Annotated in this window: 15 protein-coding genes; 11 read left to right on the top strand and 4 right to left on the bottom strand. The window is 74.2% G+C overall.

What is annotated here, in order from left to right:
* Positions 1–14 precede the first annotated feature (14 nt).
* Positions 15–1,514 (bottom strand): IucA/IucC family protein, encoded by a 1,500-nt coding sequence (locus ACZ63H_RS15090; RefSeq protein ID WP_469865013.1) that lies wholly within the window; start codon positions 1,512–1,514, stop codon positions 15–17.
* Between the two features lie 485 nt (positions 1,515–1,999).
* Here ACZ63H_RS15090 and ACZ63H_RS15085 point away from each other — a divergent pair, with 485 nt between their 5' ends.
* The 5 genes from ACZ63H_RS15085 to ACZ63H_RS15065 all read left to right on the top strand — a co-directional run bounded on the left by ACZ63H_RS15085 (position 2,000) and on the right by ACZ63H_RS15065 (position 8,128).
* A complete protein-coding gene (locus ACZ63H_RS15085; protein WP_469865011.1) occupies positions 2,000–3,556 on the top strand; it encodes an IucA/IucC family protein in 1,557 nt (518 codons plus the stop codon).
* Between the two features lie 106 nt (positions 3,557–3,662).
* On the top strand, positions 3,663–5,204 hold the full coding sequence (locus ACZ63H_RS15080) for a hypothetical protein (RefSeq protein ID WP_469865009.1): 1,542 nt from the start codon (positions 3,663–3,665) through the stop codon (positions 5,202–5,204).
* A 58-nt stretch (positions 5,205–5,262) separates the two neighbouring features.
* Complete coding sequence (locus ACZ63H_RS15075; RefSeq protein ID WP_469865007.1) at positions 5,263–6,003, top strand: NUDIX hydrolase; 741 nt, start codon at positions 5,263–5,265, stop codon at positions 6,001–6,003.
* A 65-nt stretch (positions 6,004–6,068) separates the two neighbouring features.
* Positions 6,069–7,331 (top strand): VWA domain-containing protein, encoded by a 1,263-nt coding sequence (locus tag ACZ63H_RS15070; protein WP_469865005.1) that lies wholly within the window; start codon positions 6,069–6,071, stop codon positions 7,329–7,331.
* Positions 7,331–8,128: a hypothetical protein gene (locus ACZ63H_RS15065; protein WP_469865003.1), complete on the top strand. Its 798-nt coding sequence runs from the start codon at positions 7,331–7,333 to the stop codon at positions 8,126–8,128. Before ACZ63H_RS15070 ends, ACZ63H_RS15065 begins: the two co-directional genes overlap by 1 nt.
* Before the next feature lie 262 nt (positions 8,129–8,390).
* On the opposite strand, the gene ACZ63H_RS15060 is transcribed toward ACZ63H_RS15065, so the two are convergent.
* Complete coding sequence (locus ACZ63H_RS15060) at positions 8,391–9,017, bottom strand: winged helix-turn-helix transcriptional regulator (RefSeq protein ID WP_469865001.1); 627 nt, start codon at positions 9,015–9,017, stop codon at positions 8,391–8,393.
* A gap of 81 nt (positions 9,018–9,098) precedes the next feature.
* On the opposite strand from ACZ63H_RS15060, the gene ACZ63H_RS15055 reads away from it, so the two are divergent.
* The 6 genes from ACZ63H_RS15055 to ACZ63H_RS15030 all read left to right on the top strand — a co-directional run bounded on the left by ACZ63H_RS15055 (position 9,099) and on the right by ACZ63H_RS15030 (position 14,917).
* Positions 9,099–10,307: a pyridoxal phosphate-dependent aminotransferase gene (locus ACZ63H_RS15055; RefSeq protein WP_469864999.1), complete on the top strand. Its 1,209-nt coding sequence runs from the start codon at positions 9,099–9,101 to the stop codon at positions 10,305–10,307.
* 130 nt (positions 10,308–10,437) lie between these two features.
* Positions 10,438–12,372: a trypsin-like serine peptidase gene (locus ACZ63H_RS15050; RefSeq protein ID WP_469864997.1), complete on the top strand. Its 1,935-nt coding sequence runs from the start codon at positions 10,438–10,440 to the stop codon at positions 12,370–12,372.
* Between the two features lie 28 nt (positions 12,373–12,400).
* Complete coding sequence (locus ACZ63H_RS15045; protein ID WP_469864995.1) at positions 12,401–12,994, top strand: DUF4232 domain-containing protein; 594 nt, start codon at positions 12,401–12,403, stop codon at positions 12,992–12,994.
* Positions 12,995–13,071: 77 nt separating this feature from the next.
* The gene (locus tag ACZ63H_RS15040) at positions 13,072–13,671 is read left to right on the top strand and encodes a histidine phosphatase family protein (RefSeq protein WP_469864993.1); all 600 of its coding nucleotides are present in this window, start codon (positions 13,072–13,074) and stop codon (positions 13,669–13,671) included.
* Positions 13,672–13,821: 150 nt separating this feature from the next.
* Positions 13,822–14,442 carry a hypothetical protein gene (locus tag ACZ63H_RS15035; RefSeq protein WP_469864991.1) on the top strand — a complete coding sequence of 207 codons (621 nt, stop codon included), beginning with the start codon at positions 13,822–13,824 and terminating at the stop codon, positions 14,440–14,442.
* Between the two features lie 52 nt (positions 14,443–14,494).
* Entirely contained in the window at positions 14,495–14,917 is a 423-nt protein-coding gene (locus ACZ63H_RS15030) for an acyl-CoA thioesterase (protein WP_469864989.1), read from the top strand.
* Between the two features lie 77 nt (positions 14,918–14,994).
* Here the strand turns inward: ACZ63H_RS15030 and ACZ63H_RS15025 are convergent, their stop codons facing one another.
* Together ACZ63H_RS15025 and ACZ63H_RS15020 are read right to left on the bottom strand one after the other, a co-directional pair.
* Positions 14,995–16,362, bottom strand: a complete 1,368-nt coding sequence (locus ACZ63H_RS15025) for a nucleobase:cation symporter-2 family protein (protein WP_469864987.1) — start codon at positions 16,360–16,362, stop codon at positions 14,995–14,997.
* A gap of 332 nt (positions 16,363–16,694) precedes the next feature.
* A complete protein-coding gene (locus ACZ63H_RS15020) occupies positions 16,695–18,080 on the bottom strand; it encodes an 8-oxoguanine deaminase (protein ID WP_469864985.1) in 1,386 nt (461 codons plus the stop codon).
* Positions 18,081–18,104 lie beyond the last annotated feature (24 nt).

Here is an 18,104-nt window from a genome sequence, read left to right as displayed (position 1 = left end):
CGGTCAGTGGCCGGTCAGTGGCCCGGCAGGGGGTTCGGCAGCGGCAGGTAGCGGGCTGCCGCGCCGTCCGCGGCCGTCCAGCGCAGCAGCAGGTTGGTCTTGCCGGGCAGGGTGGGCGCGGTGAGCAGCGCGGGGATCTCGGGCAGGTCGTGCCGGGCGAGTTCGCGGCGGACGGCCGGCCACGGGTCGAGGCCGGGGTGGTGGTCGGCGAGGGCGCCGGCGATCTCGGTGAGGTGGTTGACGACCAGGCAGTACACCAGCCGTTCCCAGCCCGCCGCCCGGCTCACGTCCGGCAGCAGCTTGGCGCCCTCGGCGTCGCGGAACAGCGCCTGCACGGGCGTGCCGGACGCGTCCACGGCGACCAGGGTGTTCTGCAGGTGCGCCTCCAGGACGACCCCGTGGGCGTCGAACGCGGTCAGGGCGGGCGGGACGACCTGCCGCAGGTACGCCTCCCACCAGCCGTCCGGGTCCTGCGCGGCGGCCAGCGGGCTGCCCTCGAACCCCTCGGCGAGGCCCGCCGCGAGCAGCGGGGTGGCGCCGGGCCGCAGATGGCCGCGCAGCCCGTCGCGGACCAGCACGGCCAGTTCCTCGAACGCGAAGGCGGCGGTGCGGTAGCCGCGGTCGCTCAGCCAGGCCGCGGCCGGGCCCAGCGCCGCGAAGGCGCGCCCGGCGGCGGAGTCGGTACGGCGCAGCCGGGCGAGGTCGTGGCGCCACAGCCGGCGGATGTCGTTGGTGATCCGGACGTCCAGGCTGAATTTGAGGAACAGGTCGCGGCGGGGCTCGTACACCGTGCGGACGGCGGCCGTCGGCCAGACGGGGAACGCGGTGGTGCCGAGCCGCAGCAGCCGGCCGTCGGCGAACGCGGGGGCGAGGTCGCGGCCGGCCAGGTCGAGCTGCCAGGGGTGGGCGGGCAGCAGCCGGTAGCCGGGCGGGGCCGTGCCGAGGGCGTCCAGGGCGCCGGTGTCGCCCTCCTCGGCCACCTGGTCCTCGCGCACGCCGAGCAGCGTCAGCGGGAAACGCGCGTGCGCCTCGGGCGCGTACGGCAGCCAGGACGCGACCGGGCCGCCGCCGCGCGCCTTGGGGGCGGGGTGGTACGGGTGGCCGGTGAGCAGGGACTGCTCGGAGCGCAGATACGGGTCCCGCGGCGGCGTGGCCCGGGCGCGGGCGGTGAGCAGGGCGGCGACCGCGTCCCGGCTGTCGATCATCTCGGCGGGCAGGTCGCCGCCGGGCAGCCCGGTGTGCCGGCGCAGCACCTCCGCGACCAGTTTCACCAGTTCCGGGTGGCCGATGCGGTGCCAGGTGCCCGCCGCGTACACCTCGGGGTCGGCGGGCCGCCGGCCGGCGCGCACCCGCAGCAGCCGGCCGTCCGGCAGCCGGTGCACCCGGCGGTCCCCGGCGTCCGGGAGCGGCTCGGCCACCTCCCGCAGCAGGCAGTTGAGCAGGGGGGCCGACGCGTACGCGTCGGCCAGGCGGGCCGCCTCGCCGGTGGGGGGTGTGAGGTCCACGCGTTCCATTCGTTCCGTCGTCCAGGGGCCCGTGGTCGTCCCGGCGCACGCGGGTGCGCCGGCGGGGAGCCGGAGAGGATCAGTATGGCTGCCGTCCGGGCGACCCCCGCCACAGCCGTGCGCGACGGCTGCCGTCCCAGCCGTATCCGACCGGTTCCCGCACACCGCCGTACCCGGCCGGACGCGCCCGCGTTCCGCGAGGGCCGTGCCCGACCGCCGCCGGGACACACCCACACCCGACCGGCCCCGGGGCAGTTCCGGAACCGACCGGCCCAGGCCGCAGCCGCATCCGACCGGTCCCCCGCCCGGCCAAACCCGGCCGCCCCCGGCACACCGCCGCACCCGACCGGCCCCGGCAGTGCCCTGCCCGGCCGTCCCCCACCCTGCCCTGCCCGGCCGTTCCCGACACCGCCGTGCCCGGCCGTCCCCGCGACCGTCGTACGCGCGCGGTCCCCGACAATCGTGCCGTGCCCCGCCTACCCCAGGAGCCGACCGTGCGTCCAGCCCCCGCCCACGCCACCGCCACCGCCATCGCCGCCGAGTCCGTGATCGCGGAGGAGCTGGCCGCCGTCCGGCCCGGCCTGCTGCCCCAGTACGCGGCGGAGCTGCCCGGCGCCCGGGCCGCCGTGCTGACCCGGCTGTGGCGGGCGCTGGTCCACGAACCGCTGCCGTTCGTCACCGGCCGGGAGTCCGGCGCGCACGGTCTCACGCTGCGCCTGGCCGACGGCCGGCGGCTGCGCGGGCCGCACGCGGACCCGTACGCCACCGCCGCGTACGCCACCGCCGTGCACCTGGACGGGGAGCGGTACGCCGATCCGGCGCGGCTCATGTGCGCCCTCGGGGTGCCGCACGCGGCCGCTTTCGCGGCGGAGCTGGCGCACAGCGCGGCGTCGCTGGCGCTGTCCCGGGCCGACGCCGATCACCCGAAGGAGTGGCCGGTGAGGATCGCCGAAGGCTCGGAGGGGGACTGGGAGTGGGAGCGGCGGGTGACCGACGGGCACCCGTACCACCCGGGCTGCCGGTCCCGGCCCGGTTTCTCGGTGGCGGACCAGCTGGCGTACGGCCCGGAGCACGGGCCGGTGGTGGAGCTGGGCACGGTGCCGGTACCGGCGGCCGAGTGCCTTGTGGCCGGCCAGTGGCCGGCCGAACTCCGCGACGGCGCACGGGTGTTGCTGCCGGTGCACCCCTGGCAGGCCACGCAGGTGCTGAAGCGGCCGTACGACGTGTGGCGCCCGGCCCGGCCGCTGATGTCGCTGCGCACGCTGGCACTGCCCGGCGGCCCGCACGTGAAGACCGCGCTGAGCGCCCGGCTGACGTCGTCGGTGCGGGACATCTCCGCGTACTCGGTGCGGGCGGCGGTGCCTTTGACGGCCTTCGCCGAGGAGCTGACGGCGCGTACCGACGGGCTGCTGCACTTCACCCGCACGCTGGCTGCGGCGACCGCCGACTCGCCCGATCTGGCGGCGCTGCTGCGGGAGTCGCCGCAGGTGTACGCGGGGCCGGGCGAGCGGGTGGTGCCGGTGGCCGCGCTCCCCACCACCCCGCTGCCCGGCCGCCCCGGCTGGCTGGCGGCGTTCACCCGGCTGGCGCTCACGGTGGGCCTGCGCCTGCTGGACCTCGGTGTGGCCCTGGAGGCGCACGGCCAGAACCTCCTGGTCGTGCTGGCGGCGGACGGCACTCCGCTGAGGCTGGTCTACCGCGATCTGGCCGACGTCCGGATCAGTCCCGCCCGGCTGTCCGGGCACGGCATCGCCCCGCCCGCCCTCACGGGCCGCCTGATCACCGACGACGCCACGGCCCTGCGCCGCAAGCTCTTCGGCTCCCTGCTGGCCGGCGCCCTGGCCGCGACGGCGGGCTCCGCCCGCGCCCTGGCCGCGGCCCTGGAACCCACCCTCCCGTCCCTGCCCCCCACCCCGGACCTCCCCGCCCTGCGCGATTCCCCCCTCCCGGCCAAGGCCCTGACCCTGATGCGCCTCACACCGGACGGCGGGGGGGACTTGTGGACGGAGCTGCCACATCCCTGCACGGCACACTTTTCGGCGACAAACTGATGTGGCGTCATCTTTAATAGGTGCTCTGACGCGTTGGCCCCGTTCGATCGTCCGGCGGTGCCTTTGAAGGCCGGACGCCCGGACACGAGAGCCTCGGAAGCAGCAGATGACTGACGTCGACAGCAGTGACAGCCTGATGACGCCGATCCAGCCCGAACAACTGGAACCCGGGGCCGTGATCGCGCAGTCGCTGGACAACCAGTGGGTCCCCGCACAGCTCACCAAGGACATGATCGAGCGCGGTCAGTCTCTGGAACAGGTCGGCCACCGGCGTCTCCGGGAGGTGCGGGCCGAGTACTTCCGCAGTCTCATCAACGCCAGCCAGGTCGTGATCAACCGCGCGTACTTCTACAACAACGACGCGATCAGCCGCGACCTGGTGACGGAAGGGGAGGCGCGGGAGGCACACCGCCGGCTCCTCGCCTCGGGAGCGATCGTCCCGTTCCTGCTGAACGAGCGGCACCCCGCCGAGGAGCCGCCCGCCTATCTCCATCTGCGGAGCGACGGATTCACCGGCTGGCAGGAGACGCTGGCGGGCATGCCGTCCGGGGACCGGGTGCGCTGCGTGCGCATGTCGTGGGACGACTCCCCGGGCGACCAGGAGAACCGGGACCGCACCCGGATGCGGCTCTACCAGCCGTTCGCCGAGAAGGTCCAAGGGCTCACCGCGAAGGACATCGACATCCTCGCCGCCCAGGTCGGAGTGGCCCGCGAGGACGCCGACCGGTTCGGTCGGCAACTCGGCGAGGTGGTCGGTTTCAGCAACGGCCTCAGCGTGCGCCGGCAGCAGGTCGTCCGCAACACCCTGTACGAGGAGTTCGTGTCGGTGCCCGGCACGAACGTGGCGGAGGGCAGATACGACCGCGACAAGCCGTTCGCGGCGGAGATAAAGCAGCTGCTGGACCTGATCTACAACGTCAACCTGGCCGACGCCCTGGGGCGTTACCCCCTCACGCCCGTCGGCAGCCTGCGGCGCGTGGTGCTGCAGGAGGCCCGTGAGGCCAGGGCCGCCGCCGTCGGTGCCGTCGAGGACCCGGAGCAGTTGCTGACGTTCCTGCGGCGGCAGACCTTCGCCACCGTGCAGGACCACCTCACGCCCGAGGCGGTCGACGCGCTGAGCCTGCAGGACATCGTGCGGTTGCGGGACACCCCGGTCTGGAACGCCTACATCCACGCGTTCGGCGCGCTCACCGCGGCTCCGGAGGCGTTTCACGACCGTGTCGGGCAGGTATTCGATTGTTATGTCCGGCTCAACTCCGAGATCCTCAAGCTGGCACGGGAGCGCCGGCAGGCCCGGCCGGCCGCCTGGCGGCCGGTGGTCGAGGTCGTCGTCACCGTGGGCGCGGCCGTGTTCACGGCCGTCAGCGGCAACGACATCTGGGAAGTGGCCGGTTCGGTCCTGCCGCTCACGGTGAGCGGCTCGCTGACCGGTTCGGTGCAGCTGGTGCTGCGCAACCGCGTGGCCGGCCGGCAGGAGCAGAGGTTCGCCCGGGAGATCGCGACCGTGCGGCTGGCGAGTGAGCGAGAATGGTCGCAGTTCCACGACCTGGTGCGCCGCCTGCCCGGCTACCGGGACACGGCGGGGCCGCCCCGGACCGGCGCGGCCTCGGCGACCACCCAGGACAACGAAGACCTGCCCGAATACTGACCGCCGACCGGTCACCGACGAGCCGGAGTTCGCCCGTGCACTGCCCGCCGAGGCCCCGATGAACCGGTACGAGGCCCTGCGCCGGGACGCTCCGGAGTGGTTCCGCGATGATCCGGAGGGGACCAGGATCCTCACGGATCCGGCGCTGATCCGCGACGCCCGCAGACAGGTCACCTGGGCCCGGCGCAGCGGGCGCGGCGGCCCGTTCGGGGCGCTGTGGGCCCGGCTGCGGGCCGTGCTGCGGCCGGTCCGGGCGGGCGTGGTGTCGGCCGACAGGTACCTGTGGTATCTGCGCGATCCGGTGCGCTTCCCCGACGGCCGGCTCGGTCTGTACGACCGCATCCTGCCGCCTCCGGGCTCGTCTCCCGGCGTGGTGGTTCTGCCACTGGTGGGCCCGGAGGGGCGGGTGGTGCTGATCCAGCATCACCGGCACGCCACCCGCAGCCGGCACTGGGAGCTGGTGCGCGGCTTCGGCGATCCGGGTGCCACGCCCGTGGAGAACGTCACCCGGGAACTGCGGGAGGAGATCGCCGCCACTCCGTCGGAGGTCATCCCCCTCGGCGAGGTGCATCCCGACACCGGCTTGCTGGCCCACAAGGTCTTTCTCTACGCGGCCCGCGTGGACGGCTTCGGGGAACTGGAGAAGGGCGAGGCGATCCACCGGGCGATCACGGTGCCGCCGGCCGAGGCGGAGGAGATGGTGGCCGACGGACGGATCACCGACGGCTTCTCCATCGCCGCGCTGTACCGGGCCCGGCTGGCCGGCCTGTTCGGCGCGGGGACGCCGGGCGGCGGCTGAGCACCGGCCACCGAGCCTCCCTCGGCGTTTTGGAGTCCGGCCCGTCTGATCAATAAGATCCGGCGATGATCAGAAGACAACGGCTGGCGGTGGGGGTCTGTGCGCTGCTCGCCGCCCTGAGCGCCGGGATCGCGTTCCCCTCCGGCGCGGTCGCCGACGAGACGGGGCAGGACGCTCCGAAGGTCGAACTCGTGCTGGACGTCAGCGGTTCCATGCGGACCCGGGACATCGACGGCGGCACCCGGATGGCCGCGGCGAAGCAGGCGTTCAACGAGGTGCTGGACGCGACGCCCGAGGAGGTCCGGCTCGGCATCCGTACGCTCGGCGCCAACTACCACGGCGACGACCGCAGGGAAGGCTGTAAGGACACCGCGCAGCTGTACCCGGTCGGCCCGCTGAACCGCACCGACGCGAAGACGGCCGTGGCCACGCTGGCACCCACCGGCTGGACCCCGATCGGGCCCGCGCTGCTGAAGGCGGCGGACGACCTGAACGGCGGGAACGGCACCCGCCGTATCGTGCTGATCAGCGACGGCGAGGACACCTGCCAGCCGCTCGACCCGTGCGAGGTGGCCCGGGAGATAGCGGCCAAGGGCATCGGCCTGACCATCGACACCCTCGGCCTGGTGCCGGACGCCAAGACCCGCGCCCAGCTCAGCTGCATCGCGGACGCCACCGGCGGTACCTACACCGACGTCCGGCACAAGGAGGAACTGAGCGACCGCGTCGGCGAGTTGGTCGACCGGGCGGCGGATCCGGTGGTGACCCCGGTCGCCACCGAGGGCGCCGACCGGTGCGCGAAGGCCCCGGTCCTCACCTCCGGCCTCTACACCGACCGCGAGGAGTTCGGTCAGCAGCGCTGGTACAAGGTGGCCGTCGAGCCCGGCCAGGAGCTGCGCGCCTCGGTGAGCGTGGCGGACGACCGGGCCGTCAACCCCCATTACGGGGTGCTGCTGCGTGCGGTGACCACGCACGGACGGGAGATCGTGCGCGGCGAGGCCGCGGGCACCGGCCGTACGGACGTCATCTCCACCGGCCTGCGCTATCCGAAGCAGGACAGCGACGACGACTCGGCGCCCGCGGAGACGGTGTGCCTCCAGGTCACCCAGTCCTTCTCGGCGGCCTCGGGCGTGAAGACCACCCCGGGTCTGCCGCTGGAGCTGACCGTGGACGTGGTGGACGGCCCCTCGGGCCACCACGACGTGGCCTCCTTCGGCCTCGGCCGCGGCTGGTGGCTGCTCGGCGCGCTCGTGCTGGCCGGCTTCCTCGCGGGCCTGCTGTGGGGCTGGCTGTCACGCTGGCGGTTCGCGGTCTGGAGGACGAACTGATGCGGATCACACGAGTACTGGGCGCCGCGCTGCTGACGCTGGGGCTGGCCGCCGGACCGGCCGCCGCCGACTCCTCGCCCTCGCCCGGCGCCTCGGCCGACGGTGACGCGCCCACGCGGGCGGGCACCTCGTTCCGTACGGCGACGGAGATCGAGCAGGGCGAGCGGGCCACCGCCTCCGGCTCCACCGGCGACTACCTGTACTGGTCCTTCCCGGCGGACACCGGACAGCGGCCCACGGTCGAGGCGACGGTGAAGCTCCCCGCCACACACGGCTCGCAGACCTGGCAGCTCGACGTGTACGACGGGCTGCGGCGCCGCCAGGCCTGCCAGTACGGCGCGCAGTCGCGCACCGCCGCGCCGGACGCCGGCACCGTCGAACTGGCCTGTGTGCTGCGTACGGTGCGCGGCTGGTCGGAGGCGTGGGCCAACGACCCGCTGCCGGGCACGTACTACGTCCGGCTGACGGTGGTGGACCTCGCCGCCGCCGACCTCGGACAGCCGGTCGGCGCCGAGGTACGCGTCGACTCCAAGGACATCGGCGGCGCGGCGGCGGTCGACGGCTCGCTGGGCAAGCCGCTCGTCCCGGGCATCGCCGTCAAGTCCGCGCAGGACGAGGGTTCCAAGGAGGCCGTGCTGTCCAGCTTCGGCCGGGACGACGGCTGGTCGTCCGGCTGGTGGTCGGACCGCTGGGTGTGGACCGGGATCGGCGGTGTGCTGGCCGCGCTCGCCGGCATCGGCGGTTATGCGCTGACGCGCGGGTCGGGCCGGCCGTCCCGGGTGCCGCCGGGCGTCTGAGCCGTACACCTCGCGAGATCCAGCGAAGGCCCGCCGACCACTCCGGCGGGCCTTCGCCTCTGCCACTCCGGCGGGCCTTGGCCTGCACCTCTGCCGCGCGGCCACGACACGGCTCTCCCCACCGGCCACGACACGGCTCTCCCCATCGGCCATGGACCGGCTCACCACACCCGCCACGGACCGGCTCACCACACCCGCCGCGGCAGCTTCCGTCACGCCGGCAGCCCCGACGGCGTGCGCCGCAGCCGCCCCGACACCGCCGTCACGCCTCGCGCAGCGCCTTGGCGAGCGTGCCCTCCCCGGTCACCGTGACCCGTCCGTCCCGTACGGCGTCCGGCAGGGCCAGTTCGCCGCGGGCGACGGCCTCGCAGGTCGCCGCGTCCATCACCAGGCGCGCGTCGGCCGTGCCGGGCGCGGGTCCGTCACCGTAGACCGGCCCCTCCTCGGCGCCGGCGTGGAGGTGGAACTCCCCCTCCTCCAGGCACACTTCGACGAGGCCCTCGCCCTCCAGGGCCCGCAGCAGCGGCAGCGCGAACCAGTGCGCGCGCACCGCGTCGGTGGGCCTGCGCTCGCCCAGCTCCCGCGCGCCCCAGCTGCCCAGCGCCTGGAGGACCGGCAGCAACCGGCGTCCGCGGGCGGTGAGTTCGTACACGTACGCGGCGCCCGGCGGGGGCAGCCGGCGGCGGGTGGTGAGGCCGTCGCGTTCCATCTCCTTCAGCCGGGAGGCGAGTACGTCCGTGCTCACGCCGGGCAGGTCCGCGTGCAGATCCGTGTACCGGCGGGGACCGGCGAGCAGCTCCCGGACGATCAGCAGGGTCCAGCGGTCGCCGACGAGATCGAGGGCGCGGGCTGCGGAGCAGTACTGGTCGTAGCTTCGGCGAGGTGACATGCGACGCAGTGTAGACGCGTTGTTGGACTTTCCAAGCTCCCACTTGGTAAAACCAAGCAACACGAGTTTCCGGAGGGGCCCATGGAGTTCCGGCAGTCCAACAAGCTCAGCGAGGTGTGCTACGAGATCCGCGGCCCGGTGATCGAGCACGCCAACGCGCTGGAGGAGGCGGGGCACAGCGTGCTGCGCCTGAACACCGGCAATCCCGCGGCCTTCGGCTTCGAGGCACCGGAGGAGATCCTCCAGGACATGATCCGGATGCTGCCGCAGGCGCACGGCTACACGGACTCCCGAGGTGTGCTCTCCGCCCGCCGCGCCGTCGCCCAGCGCTACCAGACCCTGGGCCTGGACGTCGACGTGGACGACGTCTTCCTGGGCAACGGAGTCTCGGAGCTGGTCTCCATGGCCGTCCAGGCGCTGGTCGAGGACGGCGACGAGATCCTCATCCCGGCACCGGACTTCCCGCTGTGGACGGCCGTCACCACGCTGGCCGGCGGCAAGGCCGTGCACTACCTGTGCGACGAACAGGCCGACTGGAACCCGGACCTGGCCGACATCGCGTCGAAGATCACCGACCGCACCAAGGCCGTGGTCATCATCAACCCCAACAACCCCACGGGCGCCGTGTATCCGAAGGAGGTCGTCGAGGGCATCCTCGATCTCGCCCGCCGGCACGGCCTGATGGTGTTCGCGGACGAGATCTACGACCAGATCCTGTACGACGACGCCGTCCACCACTCGGCCGCCGCGCTCGCCCCCGACCTGGTCGTCCTCACCTTCTGCGGGCTGTCCAAGACCTACCGGGTGGCGGGCTTCCGCTCCGGCTGGCTGGTGGTCACCGGGCCGAGGCAGCACGCCAAGGACTACCTGGAGGGCCTGACCATGCTGGCCTCCATGCGGCTGTGCGCCAACGCGCCCGCGCAGTACGCCATCCAGGCCGCGCTCGGCGGACGCCAGTCCATCAGGGAACTGACCCGCCCCGGCGGACGGTTGCACGAGCAGCGGACCGTGGCCTGGGAGAGGCTGAACGAGATCCCCGGGGTGTCCTGCGTCAAGCCCAGGGGCGCGCTGTACGCCTTCCCGCGCATCGACCCCAAGGTGCACCCGATCCACGACGACGAGAAGTTCGTCCTGGACCTGCTGCTGCGCGAGAAGATCCAGGTGGTCCAGGGCACCGGCTTCAACTGGCCCGCCCCCGACCACTTCCGCATCCTGACCCTGCCGCACGCGGAGGACCTGGAGGCGGCGATCGGCCGGATCGGCAGGTTCCTCGCCGGGTACCGGCAGTAGGCCGGACCGGACACGGCGGCGGGGCGGCAGAACGGCGGAACGGCGCACAAGACCGGTCACGGCTGCACCGGAAGCCGGTCACGGCAGTCGGGTTGGCCCGTTTCGCTCGCTCGTGCGAAGATCGCCGCGCATGATCGGGGGGCTTCGCGACGGGCCCTCGGTGCGCGCCCGACCAGCGCCGCACCGCACCGCCGCGCCCCCGGTCCGCTCCATCGACCAGGGGGAGACAGCGGTGTTCTCGTACGGAGGACCGGCCTCGGCCGGACGGCCGGCGGCACGCGGCGGGCGCGGGACGGTGCTCGCCCTGCTCTGCGCGGTGCTGACCGCGGTCGCGGTACCGGCCGCGCGGGCCGACGCGCCCGCGCCGGCCGCGGGGCAGGAGGCGCGGCGGGCCGCGCGGTTCTGGACCGCCGAGCGCATGGCCGGGGCCCGGCCGCTCGACGCGCCGCGGCCGGCGCCGACGGAACCTTCGGCGTCGGCCGCCGCGGCGGCCCGGCCCAAGGGCACCCTGTTCAAGGGCACCCGGCTGGTCGGGACGTTCTTCGGCTCCGACGGGCCGCGCGGCACCACCTGGCACTGCACCGGCAGCGTCATCGACACCAAGGCCCGGAACATCGTGCTCACCGCGGCCCACTGCGCGCGGAGCATGAAGGGCGCCTACCTCTTCGTCCCGAAGTTCGTGAAGGGCGCGGCCCCCGACCGGCAGCCGTACGGCATCTTCCCCGTCAAGCGGATCTTCACCGACCCGCGGTACGTGCCCGACCGGGGCTCGACCACCACCAAGAAGGCCGCGTCCGACCTGGACACCGCGTTCGCCCGGGTCTCGGCCAACCAGTGGGGCAGGTCCCTCCAGGACGCGGTGGGCGGCGGACTGGCCTTCACCCGGCCCGCCGGCTACGCCCACCGGGGCGTCACCGTCGTCGGCTACCCCTCCCACCGGCACAACAGCTCCGGACGCGCGGTCAAGTGCACCGTGCCGACCCGGCAGTTGCGCGGCTTCAGGCAGTTGTCGATGACCTGCGGCGGCTACTACGGCGGGGTGTCCGGCAGCCCGTGGATCACCGACTACAAGGACGACGCCCGCACCGGGCACGTCATCGGCAACCTCGGCGGCTACAACGGCGGCGGCAACGACGCCGACGTGGACTACATCAGCTACGCCACCGCGTTCGGCGCCGACGCCGCGCGGCTGCTCGGGTACGCCGTCGCCGACCAGGCCCCGCCCGCCGACCTGCCCCCGTACCGGGGACTGGAGGGCGCGCTGCCGGGCGGTGCCGGGCGCTGGCGCAAGGCCGCGCTCATGGCATCGGGCGAGTACACCGGCGACCGGCACGGCGATCTGCTGGTGGTCTGGTCCGACGGCGCGGTCACCCTGCACCCGGGCGACGGCAGGGGCGGGTTCGGTGCCGAGAAGCGGCTGCGGCAGGCCGGCTCCATCTTCACGCACGCCCGGACGCTGACCGGTGGCACCTTCGCCGGCGGCGGCCGGGCGGGGCTGCTGGTGCGCTGGTCCGACGGCGAGGTCACCCTCTACCCGCAGCCCGGCCCCGCCGGGCTGGGCCGGGAGATCCGGATGGCGGCGCCGGGCTCGGCCTGGAAGAACGCCGTCCAGTTCACCACCGGGGCGTTCCGCGCCGACGGCGGCACCGCCCTGCTGGTGCGCTGGGCCGACGGCGGGCTCACCCTCCATCCCGAGGCCGGCACCGGCGGACTCGGCACCTCCGCCCGGCTGCCCCCGGCGGGCGGCACGTGGAGCCGGGCCGCCCTGCTGACCGGCGGCGACTTCGGCGGCACGGCCGCCGGGGACCTGCTGGTGCGCTGGTCCGACGGCGCGCTCGACGCGTACGCCGGTACGTCGGCGGCGGGCCCCGGCAGCAGGTCGCGATTGCGCGGCCCGAACGGTCTGTGGCAGCGGGCCCGGGTGCTGACGGCCGGCGCCTTCCGCCACGACGGCCCGGCCGACGACCTCGTCGTGCGCTGGTCCGACGGGGAGACCACGCTGTACGCCGACACCCGCGCCAAGGCCCTCGGCACCGAGTACACGCTGGTCCAGCCCGGCACCTGACCGCACCACCGCACCTCCAGGGGGAACGATGCCCGCCACCACCCGACCGGCCGGCGGCCTCGCCGCACGCACGGCCGGCCCCGCTCTCACGCTCGCGGCCGGCCTGGCGCTGACGGCCTGCGGCACCACCACGACCGCCGGCCCGGACGCCTCCGCACCGCCCTGCCGCACCGCCTCCCTCACCTGGACCCTGTCGCTGCTCGACGGCGACGGCGACGGCAACGACGACGGCGGCACGGGGCGGGGCGGCGACCGCTCCGGGGCCCGTCTCGTCGCCGTCAACAAGGGCTCCGGCACGTGTGTGTTCTCGGGGTACCCGAGCCTGGAGATCCACCACGGCAAGGCGGACGGCGTCGAGGGCGCCGGCGCCGGCCACCCGGCGGCCGTCGCGCTGCCCGGCGACGCGGCCGTCGCCGTGGACCTCCGCTACACCCGCCGCGGCACACCGGGTGCGGACAGCTCCTGGTGCGTACGGCAGCGGGAGGCCGCCGTCAGGGCGCCGCACGACACCCGCGGCACGGTCGTCCCGGTCACGGACGCGCACGGGAAGGCGGCCGTGCTCGACGCGTGCGGGGAGACCATCGCCATGGCCGCCCCGCACCGCACGGGGCCCGGGAGCTGACGGTGACGGGCGCGGCGGAACGCCGTCTGGCGCAGTCCGTCCTGCGGGCGCCGGGGGCCCTGTGACACCGTGCCGTCATGGGTGACCTCTTCATCGTCCGGCACGGGGAGACCGAGTGGTCGCGGTCCGGGCGGCACACCGGCCGGACCGACGTACCGCTGACCGAGCACGGGCGGGACGAGGCGCGCCGGCTGGTCCCGCTGATCCGCTCGCACCGGATCGGGGCCGCCTTCGTCAGCCCCCTCCAGCGGGCCCGGGAGACCGCCGAGCTGATCGGCATCCCGGACGCGCGGGTCGACGCCGACCTGTGCGAGTGGGACTACGGCGGGTACGAGGGCGTGACCACGCCGGAGATCCAGCGGAGCCGGCCCGGCTGGTTCCTCTTCACCGACGGTGTGGCACCGGGCCCCCCGGACCGTCCCGGCGAGAGTCCGGAGCAGGTCGGGGAGCGCGCCGACCGGATGCTGGCCAAGGCCGACGCCGCCCTCGGCAACACGGAGGGGGTCGTCGTACTGATCGCCCACGGCCACTTCCTCCGCGTGCTCACCGCCCGCCGACTGGGCCTGTCGCCCCGGCACGGTGCCCTCTTCCAGCTGGCCACGGGCGCGCTGTGCCGCCTCGGCACGGAACACGGCCGCCCGGTGGTGGCGGGCTGGAACATCCGGCCGCCGGAGTAACGGGGCCGCGGTACGGGCGGGGTGACGTTCCGCCGCGCCCCGGTCGTTGTCGGACCCCGGTCGTACGCTTCGGCCAGGGCCTGTGACGGGCCCGGGCGGCCGTCCGTGCGGGCGGGGCCCCCGAGTGAGCGGTGCCGGAAGGAGCAGCCCGTGACCCCACCGCCGACCGCCGCGCAGCGGCGGGTGATCGAGGAGGCCGATCCGGTGACCGGGCGGCTGCGCGGTACGCCGGCCCAGCTCGCGGCGCTGGTGAGGCGGGGCCTGGCCTTCCGGCACCCCCGGCCGCCGCACGACCACTTCCTCACCCCGGCCGGGCATCGCGTCCGGGAGGCGGAGCCCGGCCCGCCCGCGGAGGCCGCCCCGGACACCGGGGTGTTCACGGCCCGGGTCGGCGGCGAGGAGGAACCGCCGGTGTCCGGCCCGGCCCGGCGGCGGGAGGTGCACAGCGCCTGGCAAGGGCTGCTGGAGCTGCGCCGGATGACGCATCCGGACGGCGCCGTGGACCGGCCCTGCGCCTGGGAGCGGACGCATCTCGTGCGGGCCGCCGCGCTCGCGCTGGAGGCGGCCGGACACCCTCCGGCGGGCGCGGACGCGGACGGGTACCGGGTCCGGGCCACCCCGCAGCCGGAGGCGGTCGCGGTGTACGCGCCGGACGCCCCGCTGCTGGCGGCCTGCGCGGCGACGCTGGAGGGGGCCGGCTGGCAGACGGGCGAGTACACCGAGCCCCGGACGCGGGCCCGGTATCTGCTGGCCTCGCCGCGCCGGGTGTGACCGGCGTGTCAAGATCGGTCGTCCGCAGAACCGCACACGAGAAGGACGCGCAGTGACCGAACCGTTTTCCGTCCGGGTGACCGTCCGCGGCTACGAGACCGACACCCAGGGACACCTCAACCAGGCGGTATACCTCAACTACGCCGAACACGCCCGCTGGTCGCTGCTCCAGGCCGCCGGGATCAGCCAGGCCCGGCTCGTGGGCCAGGGCGTGGGCCCGGTGGCACTGGAGACCACCATCGGCTTCCGGCGGGAGCTGCTCGCCGGCGACGAGGTCGACGTGACGTGCGCCTTCGAGTGGGGCGAGGGCAAGACGTTCCGGATGCGGCAGGAGATACGCAAGTCCGACGGCACGCTCGCCGCCGAGGTCACCGCGGTGGGCGGCCTCATGAACCTCACGGAACGCAAGCTGGTCGCCGACCCGCGCGCGGTGTTCAAGGAACTGGCCGCGGACCCCGCCCTGTTCGGCCTGTAGACCACCCGCGCACACGACCGGGCCGGAGGTGACGGTGGCCCCGTCTCCCCCGGCCGGCCGGGTCCCCGCGCCCGGGGTCAGCGCACGGCGGCGATCTCCTCCCCCGCCTCCATGGGATGGGTGACGTCCTGGGCCTCGCGGCCCTTGCCGAGGTGGTTGAAGAGGAGGTTGAGCACCACGGCCGTGACACAGCCGGTGGAGATGCCCGAGTCCAGGACGATCTTCGCGGTCTCCGGGAAGGAGTGGTAGAACTCCGGCGCGGTGATCGGGATGATGCCGACCGCGAGGGACACGGCCACGATCAGCACGTTGTTGTCCTTGTCCAGGCCGGCCCGGACCAGGGTCTGGATGCCGCTCGCGGCGACCGAGCCGAACAGCACGATGCCGGCCCCGCCGAGGACCGGCCGGGGCACGACCGCGATGAGCGAGGCGGCCATCGGACACAGGCCCATGAGGACCAGGAAGCCGCCGCCGGTCGCGACGACGTACCGGCTGCGGATCCGGGTCATCGCGACCAGGCCGATGTTCTGGGCGAAGGCGCTGCACATGAAGCCGTTGAACAGCGGGCTGAGCGCGGAGCCGAGGGTGTCGGCGCGCAGGCCGGCCGCGATGGTCCTCTCGTCGGCGGGGCGCTCGACGATCTCGCCGAGGGCCAGCATGTCGGCGGTCGACTCGGTCATCGAGACCACCATGACCACGCACAGCGAGAGGATCGCGGCGAGCTGGAACTGCGGGGCGCCGAAGTGGAACGGGGTGGGGAAGCCGACCACGTCGGCGTCGGCGACCGGGCCGAAGTCGGTGACGCCGAACGGGATCGCGAGGAGCGTGCCGGCGACCAGGCCGATCAGCACGGCGATCTGCTTGACGAAGCCCCGCGTGAAGCGGCGCAGCAGCAGCACGATCAGCAGGGTGAGGCCGGCCAGGGTGAGGTAGGTGGTCGAACCGTAGTCGTGGGCCTGCGGATTGGGGCCCTGGGCCCAGCCGAAGGCGACGGGGAGCAGGGAGACGCCGATCAGGGTGATGACGGAGCCGGTGACGACCGGGGGGAAGAAGCGGATCGCCTTGCTGAAGAAGGGTGCCGCGACGAAGCCGAGGAGACCGGCGACGATGACCGCGCCGAAGATGACCGGCAGGGCGTCGGATTTGTCCTCCGTGGAGGCCACGATCGCGGTCATGGGGGCGACACCGGCGAAGGTGACGCCGTTGACGAAGGGCAGCCGGGCGCCGATCTTCCAGATGCCGAGCGTCTGGAGGAAGGTGGCGAGGCCGGCGGTGAACAGGCAGGCACCGGTGAGGAAGGTCAGCTCGGTCGCGCTGAGGCCGATGGCCGCGCCGACGATGAGCGGGGGTGCGACGACACCGGCGTACATGGCGGCCACGTGCTGCAGGCCGCTGGTCGCCATTTTCAGGGCGGGGAGTTTCTCGTCTACGGGATGGGCGGCCACGTGCGGCTCCTCCGGGCGGGTGACACGTCGTCGTCGACGTGGGTTTCATGGAGGTGGTGCGGGCGGTCGTGCGGGACCTCGCGGGGGGTGGCTCGATGAGCGGTGACGAGTGCGTGGGGTGTGGGGCGACGTGGGGGTGTGCGCGTGTGGACGGTGTGCGCGTGGAGCGGTGCGGGGGTGGGTGGAGCGTCGAGGGGCGCGTGGGGGTGGCCGGCCCCGGGAGGCGCGCGTGCGCACGCGACCCGGGGACGGCGTCCCGTGGATCCCGCTCGGATCCACGGTCCCGGCCGGGAGCCGTCCCTCCCGGCCGGAGTCCTGGGTGAAGGCGCCGGTCAGCCCTGCGCGGCGATCCGGGCGAGGCGCTGGGCCTCTTCGCGGGTGCTGACGGCGACGGCGTCCTCGTCGACGGTCAGCAGGCGGCCGTCCTCGACGATCTGCCGGCCGTTGACGAAGGAGGCGGTGACCGGGGCCGCCGCGCCGAAGACCAGCGCGGTCACCGGGTCGGCGATGGAGGCGTGGGCGAGGGTGTCCATCTTCCACAGCACCACGTCGGCCAGCTTGCCGGGCTCCAGCGAGCCGATCTGGTCGGCCCGGCCGAGGACCCGGGCGCCGCCGTGGGTGCCGAGCCGCAGCGCCTGACGGGCGTTCAGCGCGGCCTCGCGGTGCGCGCCGAGCCGGTTGATCAGCAGGGCGTTGCGCAGCTCGGTGTGGAGTTCGCCGGACTCGTTGGAGGCGGTGCCGTCGACGCCGAGGCCGACGGGGACGCCCGCCTTCAGCATGTCGGGGACGCGGGCGATGCCGGCGGCGAGGCGGGCGTTGGACGACGGGCAGTGGGCGACACCGGTCCGGGTGCGGGCGAACGCCTCGATGTCGGAGTCGTTCATGTGGACGCAGTGCGCCATCCACACGTCCTCGCCGAGCCAGCCGGTGGACTCGAAGTAGTCGGTGGGGCCCATGCCGAACAGCTCGTGGCAGAACTTCTCCTCCTCCACCGTCTCCGAGCCGTGGGTGTGCAGCCGTACGCCCAGCCGGCGCGCCAGTGCGGCGCCCTCGCGCAGGAGTTCGGTGGACACCGAGAACGGGGAGCAGGGGGCGACCGCCACCTGGGTCATCGCGTCGAAGGAGGCGTCGTGGTGCTTCTTGACGGTCTCCTCGGTCGCGGCGAGCGCGCCCTCCAGGGTCTCGACGGCGAAGTCCGGCGGCAGCCCGCCGTCCTTCTCGCTGCGGTCCATCGAGCCGCGGGCCAGCGTGAAGCGCACGCCGGTCTCGGCGGCGGCCCGGATGATCGACCCGGACAGGTCGCCGGAGCCGTGCGGGTAGACGTAGTGGTGGTCCATGGCGGTGGTGACCCCGCCGCGGGCCATCATGGCGAGCGATCCCCGCGCCGCCGCGTACGTCATCCGCTCGTCGATCCGCGCCCAGGTCGGGTAGAGCGCGACCAGCCAGTCGAACAGGTTGTGGTCGGTGGCCAGGCCCCGGGTGATCCACTGGTAGAAGTGGTGGTGGGTGTTGACCAGGCCGGGCGTGGCCAGGTGGCCGCGCCCGTCGATCCGGCGCACCACGTTCTCCAGTCCCTCGGGGGCCTTGCCCGCACCGACCGCCTCGATCCGGTTGCCGGCGAGGACGAGGTGTCCGGAGGCGTACTCGGTGTCGCCCGCGTCCACGGTGGCGATCGCACAGTTCTCGATGACGACGCGCTGGGCTGCCGATGGTGCCATCGTGCTTCCTTGTCTTTCAGTGGC

It is taken from the genome of Streptomyces sp. NPDC104831 (genome assembly GCF_055583025.1).
This window is presented reverse-complemented; position numbering and strand designations above follow the sequence as displayed.